Below are 14844 nucleotides of genomic sequence, written 5' to 3'. Positions count from 1 at the left end.
GGCGAGGGCCTCTGCCAGGCTGGGCAGGTCATTTTGTATCCAATGTGAGGTGCGCGGCGGGCGTCATGCCGCCACCGCCGCGGCCTCGCCATGGACCACGGCATTCAGGAACACGGCGCGCCCCGCCTGCACATGGGCGCGCATGACGGCCCCCGCCCAGGCCGCGTTGCCGGCGATGATCGCCGTGAGCATCTCCCGGTGCTGGTCCAGGCTGCGGCGCAGCCCGGCCGCGTCGAAGTTGCGGAAGTTGCGCAGCATCATCGGCGGCATGGCCAGGCTTTGCAGGATGGTGCGGCAGCGCGCCTGGCCGCTCATCTCCCAGATGGCGCGGTGGAAGCGGACATTGGCGTCCGAGATCACCTCCAGCGCCGCGAGATCGCCGCCTGGAAATGCGCGTTCGGCCAGCTCGCAGGCGGCTTTCATGGCATCCAGGCCACGCTGGTCGGGCGCGGTCGCGGCATGCTCCACCGCGTGGGCTTCCAGCAGCGCGCGAAGGTCGAAGATCTCCTCGATGTCGGCGACGGACCATTCAAAGGCGAAGGCGCCCTGGTTCGGCACGACGCGCAGCCAGCCTTCGGCATCCAAGCGCCGCAGCGCCTCTCGCACAGGCGTGCGGCTGACGCCGAGCTGGGCGGCCAGCTCTTCCTCGCGCAGGTGCGAGCCGGGTGCGTAGGTGCCATCCGCCAGCCGCCGGCGCAGGGTCAGGTAGGCCTGTTCACGCGCGGTCGCCATGCCTTCTCCCGTCATGCGAGGAGTGTTCGTTTCCCCCTTGCGCGATCGATGGATACCGACATTGTATGCAATGTGTCATCCCGTCGCAAGCGGTGAATGACCGCACCGCACAGGAGGAAAACATGCCCCGAACGCCGCTGAAGCCCCTTCTCGCCCGGGGCAAATGCCTCATCGCCCCCGGCGTCTTCGACCTGATCTCGACGCACATGCTGAACCAGCACGGCGCGGAAGCCACCTACATGACCGGCTTCGGCGTGGTGGCCTCGGCGCTGGGCCTGCCCGATGCGGGGCTTGCGACCTACACCGAGATGCTGGACCGCGCGCGGCGCATCGCCGAATTCTCCAAGGCCCCGGTCATCGCCGACGCGGACACCGGCTATGGCGGGCTGCTCAACGTGCGCCACACGGTGCGTGGCTATGAGGCGGCCGGCATCGCCGCCATTCAGCTCGAGGACCAGGAATTCCCGAAGAAATGCGGGCACACGCCCGGCCGCCGCGTGATCCCGCTGGCCGACATGGTCCGCAAGATCGAGGTGGCGGCCGACAGCCGGTCCTCCGCGGATTTCCTCATCATCGCGCGCACCGATGCGCGCACCTCGCTTGGGCTTGATGAGGCGCTGCGCCGCGCGGAGGCCTTCGCGAAGGCCGGCGCCGACATCCTTTTCGTCGAAAGCCCTGAGAGCGAGGCGGAGATGGAGGCCATCGGCCGCGCCTTCCACCAGCCGCTGCTCGCCAACATCGTGGAGGGCGGCAAGACGCCGGTGCTGCCGCGCGCGCGCCTCGCGGAGCTGGGCTTCCAGGTCGCGATCTATCCGGCCGCGGGCTTCCTCTCCACCGCCGCGGTGCTGGACGGGATGTACCGCCACCTGACCACGACGGGCAGCAGCCTCGACGCCCCCGTGCCCGTGTTCGACTTCAAGACGCTGACGGAGATCATGGGCTTCCCCGAGGTGCACGCCTTCGAGCGCCGCTGGGCGGAGACCGGCTGAGCCGCGCCGCATGGGTGCCACGCGGCGGGCGGTGGGGCGCGGCGGTTTCCCCGCGCCCCAGGCTTTGTAGGGCGTTGCCGAGAGGCTGATCCCCGTCTTCGGCAATTCCACCGAGGCCGATCAGCCGCTAGAAGCCGGCCATGGACAACAGCATGGCCACCAAGCCCTACAGCAAGCTGAAGGGCGACCCCTACCGGGCTTATGAGGAGCTGCCCGGCGAGGTGCGCCGTGCCTTGCAGGAAGCCCTGGTGGACTGGTGCCCGCTGCGCACGCGCGAATGGCACCTGCATCTGCTGCGCCAGCAGCGGCTGCGGCCCGCGCAGGCGGTGTCGCTGCTGGTCCAGACCATCCGTCGCCAGGACCAGGCCGAGGTCACCTCCTTCGCGCGGACATGGCCGAAGGGCGCCCAGGCCTATCCGCACCTCGCCGCCGGCGCGACGCTCCAGCGCTATGCCGGGCCGGAGGGCATGCCCGCGCCGCAACCTTTGCCGCCCGCCCCGCCGCTGAAGCGGGCCGAGGCCCCTGCCGCGCAGCGGCCCAAAGCGCCGCCCCAACGGCCCAAGGCCCCGCCGAAGCGGCCAAAGGCTGCTGCCAAGCGCAAGGCGGGACGCCGCGCCCGGCGCTGAGCCGGCGCGGCCGGCCCCGCGCGCCTCAGGCGCCCTTTCCCCGCGCGCCTCAGGCGCTCTTCCTCCGCGCGCCTCAGGCGCCCTTTCCCCGCGCGCCTCAGGCGCCTTTCCTCCGCGCGCCTCAGGCGCCCTTTCCCCGCGCGCCTCAGGCGCGACGGATATTCCAGAACAGCGGCGGCTGGCCCTTCAGCATGCCCGTCAGGCTGCGGCGGAAGGCGGTGGGCTGGTAGTACATGCCGGTCGGCACATAGGGCACCTCGTCGAAGGCGATGCGCTGCATCTCCGTCGTCGCCGCCAGCGCCGCCGCGTCATTGGGCGCGTCGAACCAGGCGTCGCGCTGCGCTTCCATGGCGGGGATCTCGGGCCAGCCGGGCCAGGCATTGGCGCCATGCCCGCGGATGGAGGCGTGGCTTGCGGGGTTCCAATGGTCCACGCCGGACCAGAAGGTGAAGAAGCCGCTCCAGCCGCCCTGGTCCAGCGGGTTGCGGCTGGCGCGGCGGGCCACCAGCGTGCCCCAGTCGGTGGAGACGAGGTCCACGTTGAAGCCCATCCGCCGGAACAGGTCGGCGCCCACCAGGGTGGCGGCGTTGATGGAGGAAAGGTCCGTCGCGTTCAGCAGCACCAGGCGCGCGCCCATCGCGCCGGCCGCCTGGAGCGCCGCGCGCGCGGCCTCCACGCTCTTCTGCATCCGGTCCAGGCCGACCGCGGAGGCGGAGGGGGATTCCGGGGCGAAATAGCCGATGCCCTCGCGCCGCAGATCGGGCCGGCCCTCGATGCCCGTCTGGCCGATGACGGCCGTCATGAAGTCCATCTGGTTGATGGCGGTCAGCACCGCGCGGCGCACGGCGGGGTTGTTGAAGGGCTCGGTCGCGTGGTTGGGGCGGAAGATGCCGATCAGCCCCGTGTTGTTGATGATGTCCACGCCGATGTTGCGCGCATTGGCGCCGCGCAGGAACAGCGGGAACAGGTCCGCCGTCGGCTGCTCCCACCAGTCGATCTCGCCCGATTGCAGGGCGGCGGCGGCGGTGGAGTGGTCGGGGATGATGCGCCATTCCACGCGGTCGAAATGCGCCACCTTGGGGCCGGCCGTCATGGAGGGCGTGCCGCTGGACACCGGCACATAGTCCGGGTTGCGCGTGTAGGCGAGCGAGGAGCCCGGCACCCATTCGTTCTGCACGAAGCGATAGGGGCCGCTGCCCACGGCCTCGGTGATGTTGGTGAAGGGGTCCACATTCGCCAGCCGTTCGGGCAGGACGAAGAGGCAGCTCGTCGTCACCTTCGAGAAGGCTTCGAGCATCTTGGGGAAGGGCTTCTCCAGCCGGATGGAGAAGACGCGGTCGCTCTCCTCCGTCATGTCGGCCACCCGCGACATCAGCACCTGGCCGAAGGCGTCGCGGCGGCCCCAGCGGCGGATGGAGGCGATGCAGTCGCGCCCGCGCACGGCGGAACCATCATGGAACTTCAGCCCCTCGCGCAGGGTGAAGCGCCAGAGCAGGCCGTCATTCTCGACGACATGGCCCTGGACCATCTGCGGCTGCGGGCGGAACTGCTCGTCCATGCCGTAGAGCTGGTCATAGACCAGGAAGGCGTGGTCGCGCGCCACGAAGGCGGTGTTGGTGAAGGGGTCTATGTTGCCGGGGTTGGCGTGGGGCACGTAGCGCAGCACGCGGTTGCGGGCGGGCTGGGCGATGGCGAAGCGCGGCAGGGCGGCTGCGCCCGCCAGGGCGGCACCGCCGGCCAGGATGTCGCGACGAAGCATTCTTGGAGTCTCCGGGATGGAATTGCCGGAAGGCTAGCGGGCGAAGGCATCGCCGCTCAAGGGCTTAGGCGCCTCATCCGCCCCGCCGGCCAAGACGGCGCAGCGCGGCGGGCAGCCGCGCCTCGTGCACCGCCCTGGCCGCCGCCGCCAGCACCAGCAGGCAGAGCATGGCCTTGGACAGGGTGCCCATGGTGCCATCCACCAGCCAGGCATGGACCACGGTGCCCAGCACGATGATGGCGGCCAGTGTGACATGGCACAGCCGCCAGAGCAGCGGTCGCAGCCGCCGGCGCAGCAGCGCGAGCAGCGCCGCGCCGAAGACCGCCCACATGGCCACCACGCCCCAGGCCGAGAAGGGCGTGGGCGAACGGAACAGCAGCGCATCCACCACATCGGGTGGGCTGGTCAGCCACAGCCCCGCCACATGCAGCACCACGGCCAGGACGAGCCCCGCGCCCACCCAGGCGTGCAGCCGCCGCGAGGCCATCAGGCGCAGCCCCGGCAAATGGCCGCCGGCCAGAAGCGGCTGCACCAGCAGCAGCCCCAGCCCCACCACGCCGGCCATGCCGGCCGCGATGTAGATGGGCTCGCGCCAGGCCAGCAGCGGGCTTCTCGCCGCGACCACCAGCGGGACTGCCAGGGCGAGGGCCAGTCCGACCCAGGCGAGCGCCGCGCGCCCGCGCGTCACGCCCGGCGCAGGACGAAATGCGCGGTCAGGCTGGTGTCGCGGGCACTGCGGAGCAGCGGGCGGAGGAAGACGGTCTCGTAGCCATTCTCGTCATGCGCGGCGTCATAGGCGAGGTGGCCGTGTGCCTGTCCGAAAGCGGGGACGATCTGCGGCATCTCCATGCGGAACACGCCCTCGGCATCGGTCAGCGTGGCGCCATGGCTGTGCGGGTCGCGTTCATGCCCCTCGGTGGTGTGCGCCCAGATCTGGATGCGCGCGCGCGGGATGGGCGCGCCATCGCCCGCGCGGCGCACCGTGCCGGTCAGCCAGAAGCCGCCCTGGCCGATGCGCGGCACGATGGCCGCGCCGGGCCGATAATTGTTGGCGCTGCCGCGCATGGTGGGGGTGGGCGCCAGGCCCTGGGCGAGGGCCGGGCGCGCCAGGGCGGGGGCGGCCAGGGCCGCGCCCCCGGCAATAAGCAGGGTTCGGCGAAGCGGTGGGGTCATGGGTGGATCTCCTCTCCGTTGGGCCGTGGCCTGGATGTCATGTAGGGCGGGCAGGGGGGCGGTAAACCACCCCGTGGGCCGAGCGTGGGCCAAGCCTTGCTGCGACGGGATGGCAGGGGCGTGAAGCTTCCGTGCCCACCGCGCCGAAACATCCCCATCTGGAAGGCATGGCAAGCCCCTGCATCGACGTCTGCCGCTTCGACGAGGCCACCGGTTGGTGCCTCGGCTGCGGCATGGCCAAGCCCGAGAAGAAGCGCTGGAAGAAGGACCGTGACGCGCGGCCCGCCGTGCGCGACGCCCTGCCGGCGCGGCTGGCCGCCCTGGAACGGGCGGGCCACCGCACCGGCAAGGCGGCGAAGCGGAAGAAGGGCTAGCGCCTGATCGCCCTTGGCGGAACGCCAAGGGCGTGAATCAGTCGCAGAGAGGCGCCTGATCGCCCTTGGCGGAATGCCAAGGGCGTGAATCAGCCGCAGAGAGGCGCCTGATCGCCCTTGGCGGAACGCCAAGGGCGTGAATCAGCCGCTGAGAGGGGCCTGATCGCCCTTGGCGGAACGCCAAGGGCATGAATTAGCCGCTGAGAGGGGGGCGCCCGATCGTCCCGCCCGGCGGGCTATGGAAAGGGCCGCCCCGCCAGCGCGCCACGATAGAAGAACCACGTCATCGCGGCCCAGAGCAGGGCCGCCCCCCAGGCCGCCGCCACCGCCCAGGCCGGCGGCAGCGCGCGGTCCGCCGCCCAGCCCAGCGCCGGCACCGCCTGCATCATGTGGGTGGCGAAGAAGTGGGGCGCGCGCAGATCCCCCACCTCGCGCGACCAGCCGACCAGGGGCCAGCGCGCCTCAGGGTTCGCGGGCGTGCCGACATGGTGCGCCATGCGCCCGCCCATGTCGAAGGCGATGATGAGCGTCAGCACCGTGCCGCCGACCAGCCCCAGCGCCACGGCGTGGCGAAGCCCGGGGCCGAGCCGCGCCTGCCCGTCCAGCAGCGCCACCACACCCAGCACCGCCGCGGCCGAGGTCAGCACCACCGCCCCCGCCGCCATCAGCGAATACATGGTGGCGTGGAAGCGCGTGCTCAGGTTGAAGTGCGAGCCCTGCTGCATGGCGCCCTGGAAGGTGATGTAGGCCACCTCCAGCACCGCCATCAGCACGGCCAGCAGCAACACCGACTGCACCACAAAGCCCATGCGCCACTCCTCGCCCAGCCGCCCCGCCACCCAGGCGAGCGTGGCGAGGTGCAGCGCCACCGAGAGCTGGAACTTCATGGGCTTCACCCAGACGCCCACGCCGCCCCATTGCCGCGAATCCATGCGGTCCAGCCCTGCCGTCACCAGGAACACCAGCAGGAAACCCAGGACCGCGAGCCAGGCCAGCGGCAGCGCCGCGCCCGCCTCGCGCGCCATCATGTTCGTCGGCCGCGGGTGGCGCGGGCCGCGGGCAGGGCGGCGCGCAGCCCTTCCTCCATGCGCGCCATGGCGTGCGCGTGCATGGCGGTCATGACCGCGCGTGGCAGGCGCAGGGTTTGCAGCGCGCTGCATTGGCCGATGCTGGCCAGGCCATGCAGCATGGACCAGACCAGCAGCGCGTCCTGGCGCGGATCGGCGGGACGGGCGGGTTCGGGCCGCGCCTCGTCCAGCGCCGCGATGGCGGATTTCAGCAGGCCGAAGGCGTGGCGGCCATCCAACATCATGTCGGGATGTGCCTCCGCATCCGGCAGGGGCGTGCCGAACATCAGCCGGTATTGCAGCGGGTGGCGCAGCGCGTAGTCGAGATAGGCGCGGCCCATGGCGTGCAGGTCCTCGAAGGGGTCCTTCGCGCGCGGGCGTGCGTCCAGATGGGCCGCGAAGGCGGCGAAGGCGCGGCGCACCACCTCGGCCAGCAGATGATCCCGGCTGGGGTAGTGCTTGTAGGGCGCCTGGTGCGAGACGCCGAGGCGACGCGCGACTTCGCGCAGGCTCAACGCCTCGACGCCGTCGCGCTCGATGACCGCGAGGGCCTCGGCGATGCAGGCCTCGCGCAGGTCGCGCGGGGGTTCGGGCTTGCGTGGCATGCGGGGCCTTGTGGCGAAGGGCTTGGCGAGACTAGCCAAATTGCCGCCCGGCACCAAGCGGGGCTCAAGCCACATGGCGCGCCATCCCGGACATGACGCGGCCCATCATCCAGACACGGCCACGGCGCGGCAGCGGGGTGAGCGCGAATTCCAACGCCTTGGACAGCATTCCCGGCCGCACCAGCGCGCGGCGGCCCAGTGCCGCGACCAGGCCATCGGCCACCGTCGCCGGGCTCTCGGTGGCACCCATCCGCATGCCGGCGCGGGCCGCGAAGCCGCTGCGGACGGGGCCGGGGGCCACGGCCAGCACATCCACGCCGCGCCCGCGGAGTTCGGGCGCGATGCCCTCGGCCAGCGACTGCACGAAGGCCTTGGTGGCGGCATAGCCGGCGGCGTGCGGCACGCCCTGGAAGGCCACCAGCGAACTGAACAGCACGATGCCGCCCCGCCCGCGCGCGGCGAAGCGGTTGCCGAATTCATGCGCGAGTGCCAGCACGGCACGGCAGTTCACGTCGAGCATGGCGAGTTCCTCGTCGAGCGGCGCGGCGAGGAAGGGGCCCGAGGTGCCGAAGCCCGCCGCCGCCACCAGCAGGCCCACGTCATGCGCGGCACTCTCATGGCGCAGCGTGGCGAGGCCGGCCTCGGTGCCGAGGTCCAGCGCCAGGCATCGCACCGCGACACCATGCGCCGCGCGCAATTCGGCGGCGAGCATCTCCAGCCGATGCGCCCGCCGTGCCACGAGCAGCAACGAAAAGCCCTGTGCGGCCAGGCGCTGCGTCGTGGCCTGGCCGATGCCGTCGGAGGCACCGGTGACCAGCGCCCAGGGTCCGTAACGATCGAGGCGCGCGCTCATCGGCCGAGCCTGATCTCGATGCGCGTGGCGGGGCCTTCGGGCACCTCCACCGCCGCTTCGCTGAAGCGCGGCGCGCGCAAGCTGGGGCGGATGTTGTTGGACACGCCCCAATCCTCGGTCGGGATGCCGAAGAGGTTCGTGTCGGTGCGGCGGTTGCCGTTCAGGTCGTGCGAGACCGCCACCGCGTAGCGCCCGGGGCGCAGCCCGTCGAAGCGGCAGATGACACCTTCCGGGCGCGCGGGCTGCCAGAGTTGCGTGGCGGGCGCGGCATCGGTGGGGAAGCCCGCCTCCGTGGCGTAGAGGGCGCAGCCCACCTCGCCCGTGGCGCCACGCGCGCCGGTGACCGTGACGTCGAGCCCCGCCGCGGCGGCGGGTGTCGTGAGGAGGAAGAGCAGGAAGGGCAGGGGACGCATGGCGGGGGCCTCTCGTGTTGACATCGTCAACTTCATCGCGCACCGAAGTTGACGGCGTCAACACAATTCGATGTGACAATCCGATGACGCCCCGCATTTCAGTTGACGCCGACAACTCACGAAGTTGACACTGTCCATGTCACGCAAGGATGCCACCCCATGGTCACCCGCCGCAGCCTCGGCCACGCCGCCGGCGCGCTCTCCGTCCTCGCCATCGTTCCGGCCGCCTTTGCCCCTGTGCGGGCCTATACGCCCGGCGCGGGGCTGGAGGTCGCGAAATACGACCGGCCGGGCCAGGGGTCCGTGAACTCCTTCCTGCTGATCGGCCCGCGCTCCGTCGTCATCGTGGATTGCCAGCGCACCTCGGTGGAGGCCGCGCAGGTGGTCGCCCATGCCCGCGGCACCGGCCTGCCGGTGGAGGCCATCTTTCTCTCGCACGAACACGCGGACCATGTGACGGGCCTCGACGTGGTCCATCGCGCCTTTCCCGATGCGCCCATCCTCGCCAGCGAGGTCACGCGCGACTACGCGGCCCGCAGCGGCCGCGAGCTGATCGGGATGATGCAGGGCTTCTTCCCCGGCCGCGTGCCCGACACCCTGCCCGTGCCGACGCGCGTGCTGCGCCCGGATGAACGCATCACGCTCGCCGGCGCCGAATGGCGCGTGGACCAGCTGGGCCGCGGCGAGGCGAGCGGCATGACGCTGCTGTATTCCGAAGCCAATGACCTGCTGGTGACGGCCGACCTGGCCGGCAACCGCGCCACACCCTGGCTGCTGGACGGCCACACCCTCGAATGGATCGCGCAGCTCGAAGCCGCGCTGCCGCGCTATGACGGCGTGGGCACGGCGCTGCCTGGCCATGGCGCGGCCGCCCCGGCCGGTGTGCTCATCCGTGAGCAACTGGACTACCTCCGCACCATGGAGCGCCTGGTGCGTGCGGAACTCGCCACCGCCACGCCGCTTTCGCCCGAGGCGACGGGCCGCATCCGCGCGGCGATGGATGCGCGCTTCCAGGGCTTTCCGCGCGTGGCCCCCATGCCCAACCTGATCGAGTTGAACGCCGGCGCGCTTGCGCGCGAGATCGCGGCACGCTGAGGGTCACACGCCATGCAACGCCGTCACCTGCTCGCCTTCGCGCCCCTGTCCCTCCTGGCCGCGCCCGTCCGCGCCCAGTCCGCGCCCGAGATCCTCGCGCGCTTCCCCAACGGCACCTTCCTGGAAAACCTGGTGGTGGAGCCGGAGGGGCGCGTGCTCTTCACCAACTACCTCGCCCGTCGCATCGAGCGCTGGAGCGAGGGCGCGGGCGCCGCGATGCTCGCGGAGGTGCCGGCATACCCTGTCAGCCTCACGGCATTGGGCGATGGGCGCCAGGCGCTGGCCGCGCATGGGGCCTCCTTCCTGCAAGGCCCGGCGGCGACGCGCGGAACGGGCTCCGTGCTGCTGCTGGATGGCGAGGGCCGCGTACAAGGCCGCATCGCCCTGCCCGAGGCCATCTTCCCCAACGGTGGCGTGCTGCTGGCACCGGGGCGGATGCTGCTGGCCGACAGCGCGCTGGGCCGCATCTGGGCGGTGGACCTCGCGGCCGGCACCGTCGCGCCCTGGCTGGACCACCCGCTGCTGACGCCCGTCGAGGGGCAGCGCAACCCGGGCGTGAACGGCCTGAAGCGGCAGGGGGAGCACCTGCTCGTTTCCAACTCCGCGCGGCGCCTGCTGCTGCGCGTGCCGCTCGCGGGCGGCATGCCCGAGACCCTCGCGCAGATGACCGGCGGCGTGGATGATTTCGCGGTGGCGGCCGACGGCACCATCTTCGCGGCCACCCACGCGACCGGCATCGCGCGCCTCGCCCCCCGCGCCGCCACGCCGGACACCATTCCGGCGCCGGGCGTGGAGGGCAGCACGGCCGTGGCCCTCACCCCCGATGGGCGCGCGCTCTATGCGCTGGGCACGGGGGGCCTGACCTCGGGTGGGCGGGGCGAGGCGGTGCTGGCGCGGCTCGCCATCGCATGATGGACGCGCCCGAACCCGCCATCCGCATCACCTCGCGCGAGGAATTGCTCTACCTTCTCGCGGAGGCCGCCGAGATCGAGCACAACCTGATGTGCTGCTACCTCTACGCGGCCTTCAGCCTGAAGTCCGCGGCCGATGGGCTTGCGCCCGCCGATGCCGCCATGGTGGCGGAGTGGCGCCGCGCCATCCTCCATGTCGCGGTGGACGAGATGACGCATCTGGCGCTGGTGGCCAACCTCACCTCCGCCATCGGCGGCGCGCCGCGCTTCGGGCGGCCCAACTTCCCCGTGGCGCCGGGCTATCATCCCTCGGGCGTGGTGGTGAACCTCACCCCCTTCGACCGCGCGACGCTGGACCACTTCATCTACCTCGAACGGCCCGAGGGCGTGGCGCTGGAGGATGGCGCGGGCTTCGCCGCCCCCAACCCCGTCTATCGCCGCGAAACCCCCGGCGAAAGGCTGATGCCCAGCGCGCAGGACTACCTGACGGTGGGGCACCTCTATCGCAGCCTCCGCGCGGGTCTGGAGCAACTCGCGGCCGGGATGGGCGAGGCGGCGCTCTTCCCCGGCGACCCCGCCTTGCAGGTGGGGCCGGACCTGGCCGCGCTGCCGGGGCTGCAGGCGGTGACGGGGCTCGCTTCGGCGCTGGCCGCGCTCGACACCATCGTGGAGCAGGGCGAGGGTTCGCCCGAGGATGTGGAGGCCTCGCACTACCGCCGCTTCATCGCGGTGCGGGACGCCTATGCCGCGCGCCTCGCCGCCGAGCCAGGCTTCGCCCCGGCGCGGGCGGTCGTGGCCAACCCGGTCATGCGCCGCCCGCCCGACCCCGCGGGCAAGACCTATGTGGACCACCCGCAGACGGCGCCGGTGATGGACGCCGCCAACGCCATCTATGCCGCCATGCTGCGCGCGCTGGTTCAGGGCTTCGCGGAAACGGACGCCACGCGCAAGCGCGCCTGCCTCGATGCTTCCGTGGACGCCATGCGCGCCCTGGTCCCGGTGGCCGAGCACCTCACCACCTTGCCGGCCTGCGCGGGTGGCGATGCGCGCCGTGCGGGGATGAGCTTCGCCATGCTGCGCGACGTGGCGCCGCTGCCGCCGGGTGAGGCCGCCCAGGCGCTGCTGGCCGAACGTTTCCGCGAGGTCGCCGCGCGCACCGCCGCGCTGCTGCCGCATCTCGCGGCCGGCGAGGTGCTGGCCGGCATCGCGCGGCGTCTGGCGGGCGAGGCGCAAGCCGCCCAGGCACCGGAGATCGAGACCGCCGAGGGCCGGGACCTCACCATCCTCTTCGAGGCGAAGCGCTGCATCCATGCGCGCTTTTGCGTGCTGCAGCAGCCCGCCGTGTTCAAGGCCAATGTGGTCGGCGCCTGGATCGCGCCCGACGAGGCCACCAGCACCGAGGGCCTCGTCGCCGTCGCGCAGGCCTGCCCCTCCGGCGCCATCCGCTATCGCCGCCACGATGGCGGGCCGGAGGAGGCGCCGCCGCCCGTGAACCTGGTGCAACTGCGCGAGGACGGGCCGCTCGCGCTGCGCGCCGACATCCGGTTGCGCGGCGCGGCGATCGGGTATCGTGCCACGCTGTGCCGCTGCGGGGCCTCGCAGAACAAGCCCTATTGCGACGGCTCCCATCACGCGGCCGGCTTCCGCGCGACGGGCGAGCCCGAGACCAGCGACAGCCCCGCCCTGGCGGTGCGTGGCGGCGTGCTGGCGGTGGCGCCGCAGCGCGACGGGCCGCTCTCCGTCGCGGGGGCCATGGAGATCATCAGCGGCACGGGGCGGACGCTGCTGAAGGCGGAGGCGGCGCTGCTGTGCCGCTGCGGGCAGTCGCGCAACAAGCCTTACTGCGACGGCTCCCACACCGCCGCGGGCTTCCGTGCCGACTGACGCAACCCTGCGCCCCTCTGCACGTTCACCCCCTCAAGCCACCGCTCGGACCGGACCCTCCGCGCCCGGCGATCGGCCTTGCGCGAAGGGGAGAGAGATATGGACCAGCACGCCAGGCTGGAGGCGGAAGCCTCGCTGGCCGATCGCTACGCGGCGTTGCGCGCCGGCACCGAGCGGTTGGCCGAACCGCTCTCGCCCGAGGACCAGTGCGTGCAGTCCATGCCCGACGCTTCGCCGGCGAAGTGGCACCGCGCGCACACCACCTGGTTCTTCGAGACCTTCGTGCTGAAGCCGCATGTGGAGGGCTACCAGGGCTTCGACCCGGACTTCGCCTTCCTGTTCAACTCCTACTACCTGGCCGCCGGGCCCCGCCATGCGCGCCCGCGGCGCGGCATGCTGACCCGCCCGGCCACGGCCCGCGTCACCGCGTATCGCCAGCATGTGGACCAGGCGATGACGGCGCTGCTGGCCGGGCCGATGTCGCCCGAGATCGCGACGCTGGTGGAACTGGGTTTGCGGCATGAGGAACAGCACCAGGAATTGCTGCTGACCGACGCGCTGCACCTGATGGCGCAGAACCCGCTCAACCCCGCCATGGACCCCGCCTGGCGCGAGGCCACCCCGCCACCCGCCATGCTGCGCTGGCTGGACGGGCCCTCGGGCGTGGTGGCGGTGGGCCATGACGGCGAGGGCTTCGCCTTCGACAACGAGGCCCCGCGCCACCGCGTCTTCCTGGAACCCTTCGCCATCGCGGACCGCCCGGTGTCCAACGCCGAATGGATGGAATTCGTGGCGGATGGCGGCTACCGCACCGCCTCCCTCTGGATGTCCGAGGGCTGGGCGCAATGCGAGGCCGAGGGCTGGCAGGCGCCGGAACACTGGGAGCCGCGCGATGGCGCCTGGCTGGGCTTCACGCCGGGTGGGCTGGGCACGCTCCATCCCGACGCGCCCGTGCGGCACATCAGCTGGTATGAGGCGGACGCCTATGCCCGCTGGGCCGGCTGCCGCCTGCCCACCGAGCAGGAGTGGGAGGTGTCCAGCGCCCTGCCGGGCTTCCTCGCCGCCGAGGGCCATGTCTGGCAATGGACCGGCAGCGCCTATCGCCCCTATCCCGGCTTTCGCCCCTGGGCGGGGGCCGTGGGCGAATACAATGGCAAGTTCATGATCGGCCAGATGGTGCTGCGCGGCGGCTCGCGCGCCACGCCGCCGGGCCATTCGCGACAGACCTACCGCAACTTCTTCCCGCCCGGGGCGCGATGGCAGTTCACGGGGCTGCGCCTCGCGAAGGACGTGGCATGAGCCGCGCGGAGAACCGGTATGACCCGGAGGCCGAGGCCCGCACCCAGCGCGCCGCCCTGCTGGCCGATGCCGTGGCGGGCCTGACCGCCGAACGCAAGACGCTCCCCTGCAAATGGCTCTACGACGCCGAGGGTGCGCGGCTGTTCGAGGACATCATCCGCCTGCCCGAATACTACCCGACGCGCACCGAGACGGCGATTCTGCGCGGCTGCGCGGCCGAGGTCGCCGCGCTGGCGGGGCCGGGGGCGGCGGTGGTCGAGTTCGGCTCGGGCAGCGCCGAGAAGGTGGGCCTGCTGTTCGACGCGATGGAGCGCCCCGCCGCCTATGTGCCGGTGGACATCGCGCCCGAATGGCTGGAAGAGGGCGCGGCGCGCGTCGCCGCCGCGCATCCGGGCCTGACGGTGCTGCCCGTGGTCGCGGATTTCACCCGGCCCTTCCCGCTGCCGCGCCTGCCGCGCGGCACCCCGCTGCTGGGCTTCTTCCCCGGCTCCACCATCGGCAATTTCACGCCTGATACGGCGCGGGAGTTTCTCCGCATGGCGGGCCGCATCCTGGGGCCAGGGTCCAGGATGCTGATCGGCGCCGACCGGGTAAAGGACCAGGCCGTGCTGGAGGCCGCCTATGACGACGCGGCCGGCGTCACCGCCGCCTTCAACATGAACCTGCTGGCGCGGCTGAACCGGGAGCTGGGGGCGGATTTCGACCTCTCGGCCTTCCGCCACGAGGCCCGCTGGAACGCGGAGAAGGAGCGGATCGAGATGCACCTCGTCTCGCTGCGGCCGCAATTGGTGCGGATGGCGGGGCGGCGGCTGCGCTTCGCAGGTGGCGAGACCATCCACACCGAGAACAGTCACAAGTACCGGCCGGAAGGCTTCACCGCCCTGTGCGCCGCCGCCGGCTGGCAGGCCGAGCGGCATTGGGGTGATGCGGACGGGCTGTTCTCCGTTTGGCTGCTGAAGCAGGAGGGCTGAGGCCCCCTCCTCTCACTGGCGCGGATCGTGGCCGATCCGCCCTCCATCGCCGGCACGCGAGGATGGTGGCTCGCCCGCATGGCGCGGGCGAGC

16 protein-coding genes are annotated in these 14844 nt (G+C 72.0%); 8 read left to right on the top strand and 8 right to left on the bottom strand.

Going from position 1 to position 14844, the window contains the following annotated elements:
- Window positions 1–63: 63 nt before the first annotated feature.
- Window positions 64–732, bottom strand: coding sequence for a GntR family transcriptional regulator (locus tag GGQ83_RS00725; protein WP_184381682.1), 669 nt, complete (start codon window positions 730–732; stop codon window positions 64–66).
- Window positions 733–854: 122 nt separating this feature from the next.
- Between GGQ83_RS00725 and GGQ83_RS00720 the strand changes: the two genes are divergently transcribed.
- Both GGQ83_RS00720 and GGQ83_RS00715 read left to right on the top strand, forming a co-directional pair.
- Complete coding sequence (locus tag GGQ83_RS00720) at window positions 855–1721, top strand: isocitrate lyase/PEP mutase family protein (RefSeq protein ID WP_184381681.1); 867 nt, start codon at window positions 855–857, stop codon at window positions 1719–1721.
- Between the two features lie 140 nt (window positions 1722–1861).
- Entirely contained in the window at window positions 1862–2347 is a 486-nt protein-coding gene (locus tag GGQ83_RS00715) for a DUF6525 family protein (protein WP_184381680.1), read from the top strand.
- Window positions 2348–2492: 145 nt separating this feature from the next.
- On the opposite strand, the gene GGQ83_RS00710 is transcribed toward GGQ83_RS00715, so the two are convergent.
- The 3 genes from GGQ83_RS00710 to GGQ83_RS00700 form a co-directional block, all read right to left on the bottom strand.
- The gene (locus GGQ83_RS00710; protein WP_184381679.1) at window positions 2493–4106 is read right to left on the bottom strand and encodes an ABC transporter substrate-binding protein; all 1614 of its coding nucleotides are present in this window, start codon (window positions 4104–4106) and stop codon (window positions 2493–2495) included.
- A 73-nt stretch (window positions 4107–4179) separates the two neighbouring features.
- A complete protein-coding gene (locus GGQ83_RS00705) occupies window positions 4180–4794 on the bottom strand; it encodes a ferric reductase-like transmembrane domain-containing protein (protein ID WP_184381678.1) in 615 nt (204 codons plus the stop codon).
- Window positions 4791–5279, bottom strand: a complete 489-nt coding sequence (locus tag GGQ83_RS00700) for a peptidase associated/transthyretin-like domain-containing protein (RefSeq protein ID WP_184381677.1) — start codon at window positions 5277–5279, stop codon at window positions 4791–4793. The genes GGQ83_RS00705 and GGQ83_RS00700 overlap by 4 nt, the downstream gene beginning before the upstream one ends.
- A gap of 167 nt (window positions 5280–5446) precedes the next feature.
- On the opposite strand from GGQ83_RS00700, the gene GGQ83_RS00695 reads away from it, so the two are divergent.
- Window positions 5447–5653 carry a DUF1289 domain-containing protein gene (locus tag GGQ83_RS00695; protein ID WP_184381676.1) on the top strand — a complete coding sequence of 69 codons (207 nt, stop codon included), beginning with the start codon at window positions 5447–5449 and terminating at the stop codon, window positions 5651–5653.
- A 236-nt stretch (window positions 5654–5889) separates the two neighbouring features.
- Here GGQ83_RS00695 and GGQ83_RS00690 read toward each other — a convergent pair whose 3' ends face one another.
- Genes GGQ83_RS00690 through GGQ83_RS00675 form a run of 4 tightly spaced genes read right to left on the bottom strand, consistent with a single transcriptional unit; the run spans window position 5890 to window position 8591 of the window.
- On the bottom strand, window positions 5890–6681 hold the full coding sequence (locus GGQ83_RS00690) for an efflux RND transporter permease subunit (protein WP_184381675.1): 792 nt from the start codon (window positions 6679–6681) through the stop codon (window positions 5890–5892).
- Window positions 6678–7400, bottom strand: coding sequence for a TetR/AcrR family transcriptional regulator (locus GGQ83_RS00685; RefSeq protein WP_221223416.1), 723 nt, complete (start codon window positions 7398–7400; stop codon window positions 6678–6680). The genes GGQ83_RS00690 and GGQ83_RS00685 overlap by 4 nt, the downstream gene beginning before the upstream one ends.
- The gene (locus tag GGQ83_RS00680; protein WP_184381674.1) at window positions 7390–8178 is read right to left on the bottom strand and encodes an SDR family NAD(P)-dependent oxidoreductase; all 789 of its coding nucleotides are present in this window, start codon (window positions 8176–8178) and stop codon (window positions 7390–7392) included. The genes GGQ83_RS00685 and GGQ83_RS00680 overlap by 11 nt, the downstream gene beginning before the upstream one ends.
- A complete protein-coding gene (locus tag GGQ83_RS00675) occupies window positions 8175–8591 on the bottom strand; it encodes a DUF2141 domain-containing protein (protein ID WP_207017850.1) in 417 nt (138 codons plus the stop codon). Before GGQ83_RS00675 ends, GGQ83_RS00680 begins: the two co-directional genes overlap by 4 nt.
- 159 nt (window positions 8592–8750) lie before the next feature.
- Here GGQ83_RS00675 and GGQ83_RS00670 point away from each other — a divergent pair, with 159 nt between their 5' ends.
- From GGQ83_RS00670 to egtD, 5 genes are all read left to right on the top strand, one after another.
- Window positions 8751–9686, top strand: a complete 936-nt coding sequence (locus GGQ83_RS00670; protein ID WP_184381672.1) for an MBL fold metallo-hydrolase — start codon at window positions 8751–8753, stop codon at window positions 9684–9686.
- Between the two features lie 12 nt (window positions 9687–9698).
- Window positions 9699–10598, top strand: a complete 900-nt coding sequence (locus tag GGQ83_RS00665; RefSeq protein WP_184381671.1) for an SMP-30/gluconolactonase/LRE family protein — start codon at window positions 9699–9701, stop codon at window positions 10596–10598.
- Window positions 10595–12481 carry a ferritin-like domain-containing protein gene (locus GGQ83_RS00660; RefSeq protein ID WP_184381670.1) on the top strand — a complete coding sequence of 629 codons (1887 nt, stop codon included), beginning with the start codon at window positions 10595–10597 and terminating at the stop codon, window positions 12479–12481. Before GGQ83_RS00665 ends, GGQ83_RS00660 begins: the two co-directional genes overlap by 4 nt.
- Before the next feature lie 99 nt (window positions 12482–12580).
- The gene (gene egtB, locus GGQ83_RS00655; RefSeq protein WP_184381669.1) at window positions 12581–13780 is read left to right on the top strand and encodes an ergothioneine biosynthesis protein EgtB; all 1200 of its coding nucleotides are present in this window, start codon (window positions 12581–12583) and stop codon (window positions 13778–13780) included.
- The gene (gene egtD / locus GGQ83_RS00650; protein WP_184381668.1) at window positions 13777–14751 is read left to right on the top strand and encodes an L-histidine N(alpha)-methyltransferase; all 975 of its coding nucleotides are present in this window, start codon (window positions 13777–13779) and stop codon (window positions 14749–14751) included. Before egtB ends, egtD begins: the two co-directional genes overlap by 4 nt.
- The last annotated feature ends 93 nt before the right edge of the window (window positions 14752–14844 follow it).

Origin of the sequence: Roseococcus suduntuyensis (assembly GCF_014196305.1) — a bacterium.
Lineage (GTDB): Bacteria > Pseudomonadota > Alphaproteobacteria > Acetobacterales > Acetobacteraceae > Roseococcus > Roseococcus suduntuyensis.
Note: the sequence above shows the minus strand (reverse complement) of the source record. Positions and strands in the feature narration are given on the sequence as shown.

What these genes read in the sequence shown, in the direction of transcription:
- GGQ83_RS00725 (WP_184381682.1), bottom strand. Translation starts at nt 732, where the DNA reads ATGGCGACCGCGCGTGAACAGGCCTACCTGACCCTGCGCCGGCGGCTG.
- GGQ83_RS00720 (WP_184381681.1), top strand. Translation starts at nt 855, where the DNA reads ATGCCCCGAACGCCGCTGAAGCCCCTTCTCGCCCGGGGCAAATGCCTC.
- GGQ83_RS00715 (WP_184381680.1), top strand. Translation starts at nt 1,862, where the DNA reads ATGGACAACAGCATGGCCACCAAGCCCTACAGCAAGCTGAAGGGCGAC.
- GGQ83_RS00710 (WP_184381679.1), bottom strand. Translation starts at nt 4,106, where the DNA reads ATGCTTCGTCGCGACATCCTGGCCGGCGGTGCCGCCCTGGCGGGCGCA.
- GGQ83_RS00700 (WP_184381677.1), bottom strand. Translation starts at nt 5,279, where the DNA reads ATGACCCCACCGCTTCGCCGAACCCTGCTTATTGCCGGGGGCGCGGCC.
- GGQ83_RS00695 (WP_184381676.1), top strand. Translation starts at nt 5,447, where the DNA reads ATGGCAAGCCCCTGCATCGACGTCTGCCGCTTCGACGAGGCCACCGGT.
- GGQ83_RS00690 (WP_184381675.1), bottom strand. Translation starts at nt 6,681, where the DNA reads ATGATGGCGCGCGAGGCGGGCGCGGCGCTGCCGCTGGCCTGGCTCGCG.
- GGQ83_RS00685 (WP_221223416.1), bottom strand. Translation starts at nt 7,400, where the DNA reads ATGTGGCTTGAGCCCCGCTTGGTGCCGGGCGGCAATTTGGCTAGTCTC.
- GGQ83_RS00680 (WP_184381674.1), bottom strand. Translation starts at nt 8,178, where the DNA reads ATGAGCGCGCGCCTCGATCGTTACGGACCCTGGGCGCTGGTCACCGGT.
- GGQ83_RS00675 (WP_207017850.1), bottom strand. Translation starts at nt 8,591, where the DNA reads ATGCGTCCCCTGCCCTTCCTGCTCTTCCTCCTCACGACACCCGCCGCC.
- GGQ83_RS00670 (WP_184381672.1), top strand. Translation starts at nt 8,751, where the DNA reads ATGGTCACCCGCCGCAGCCTCGGCCACGCCGCCGGCGCGCTCTCCGTC.
- GGQ83_RS00665 (WP_184381671.1), top strand. Translation starts at nt 9,699, where the DNA reads ATGCAACGCCGTCACCTGCTCGCCTTCGCGCCCCTGTCCCTCCTGGCC.
- GGQ83_RS00660 (WP_184381670.1), top strand. Translation starts at nt 10,595, where the DNA reads ATGATGGACGCGCCCGAACCCGCCATCCGCATCACCTCGCGCGAGGAA.
- egtB (WP_184381669.1), top strand. Translation starts at nt 12,581, where the DNA reads ATGGACCAGCACGCCAGGCTGGAGGCGGAAGCCTCGCTGGCCGATCGC.
- egtD (WP_184381668.1), top strand. Translation starts at nt 13,777, where the DNA reads ATGAGCCGCGCGGAGAACCGGTATGACCCGGAGGCCGAGGCCCGCACC.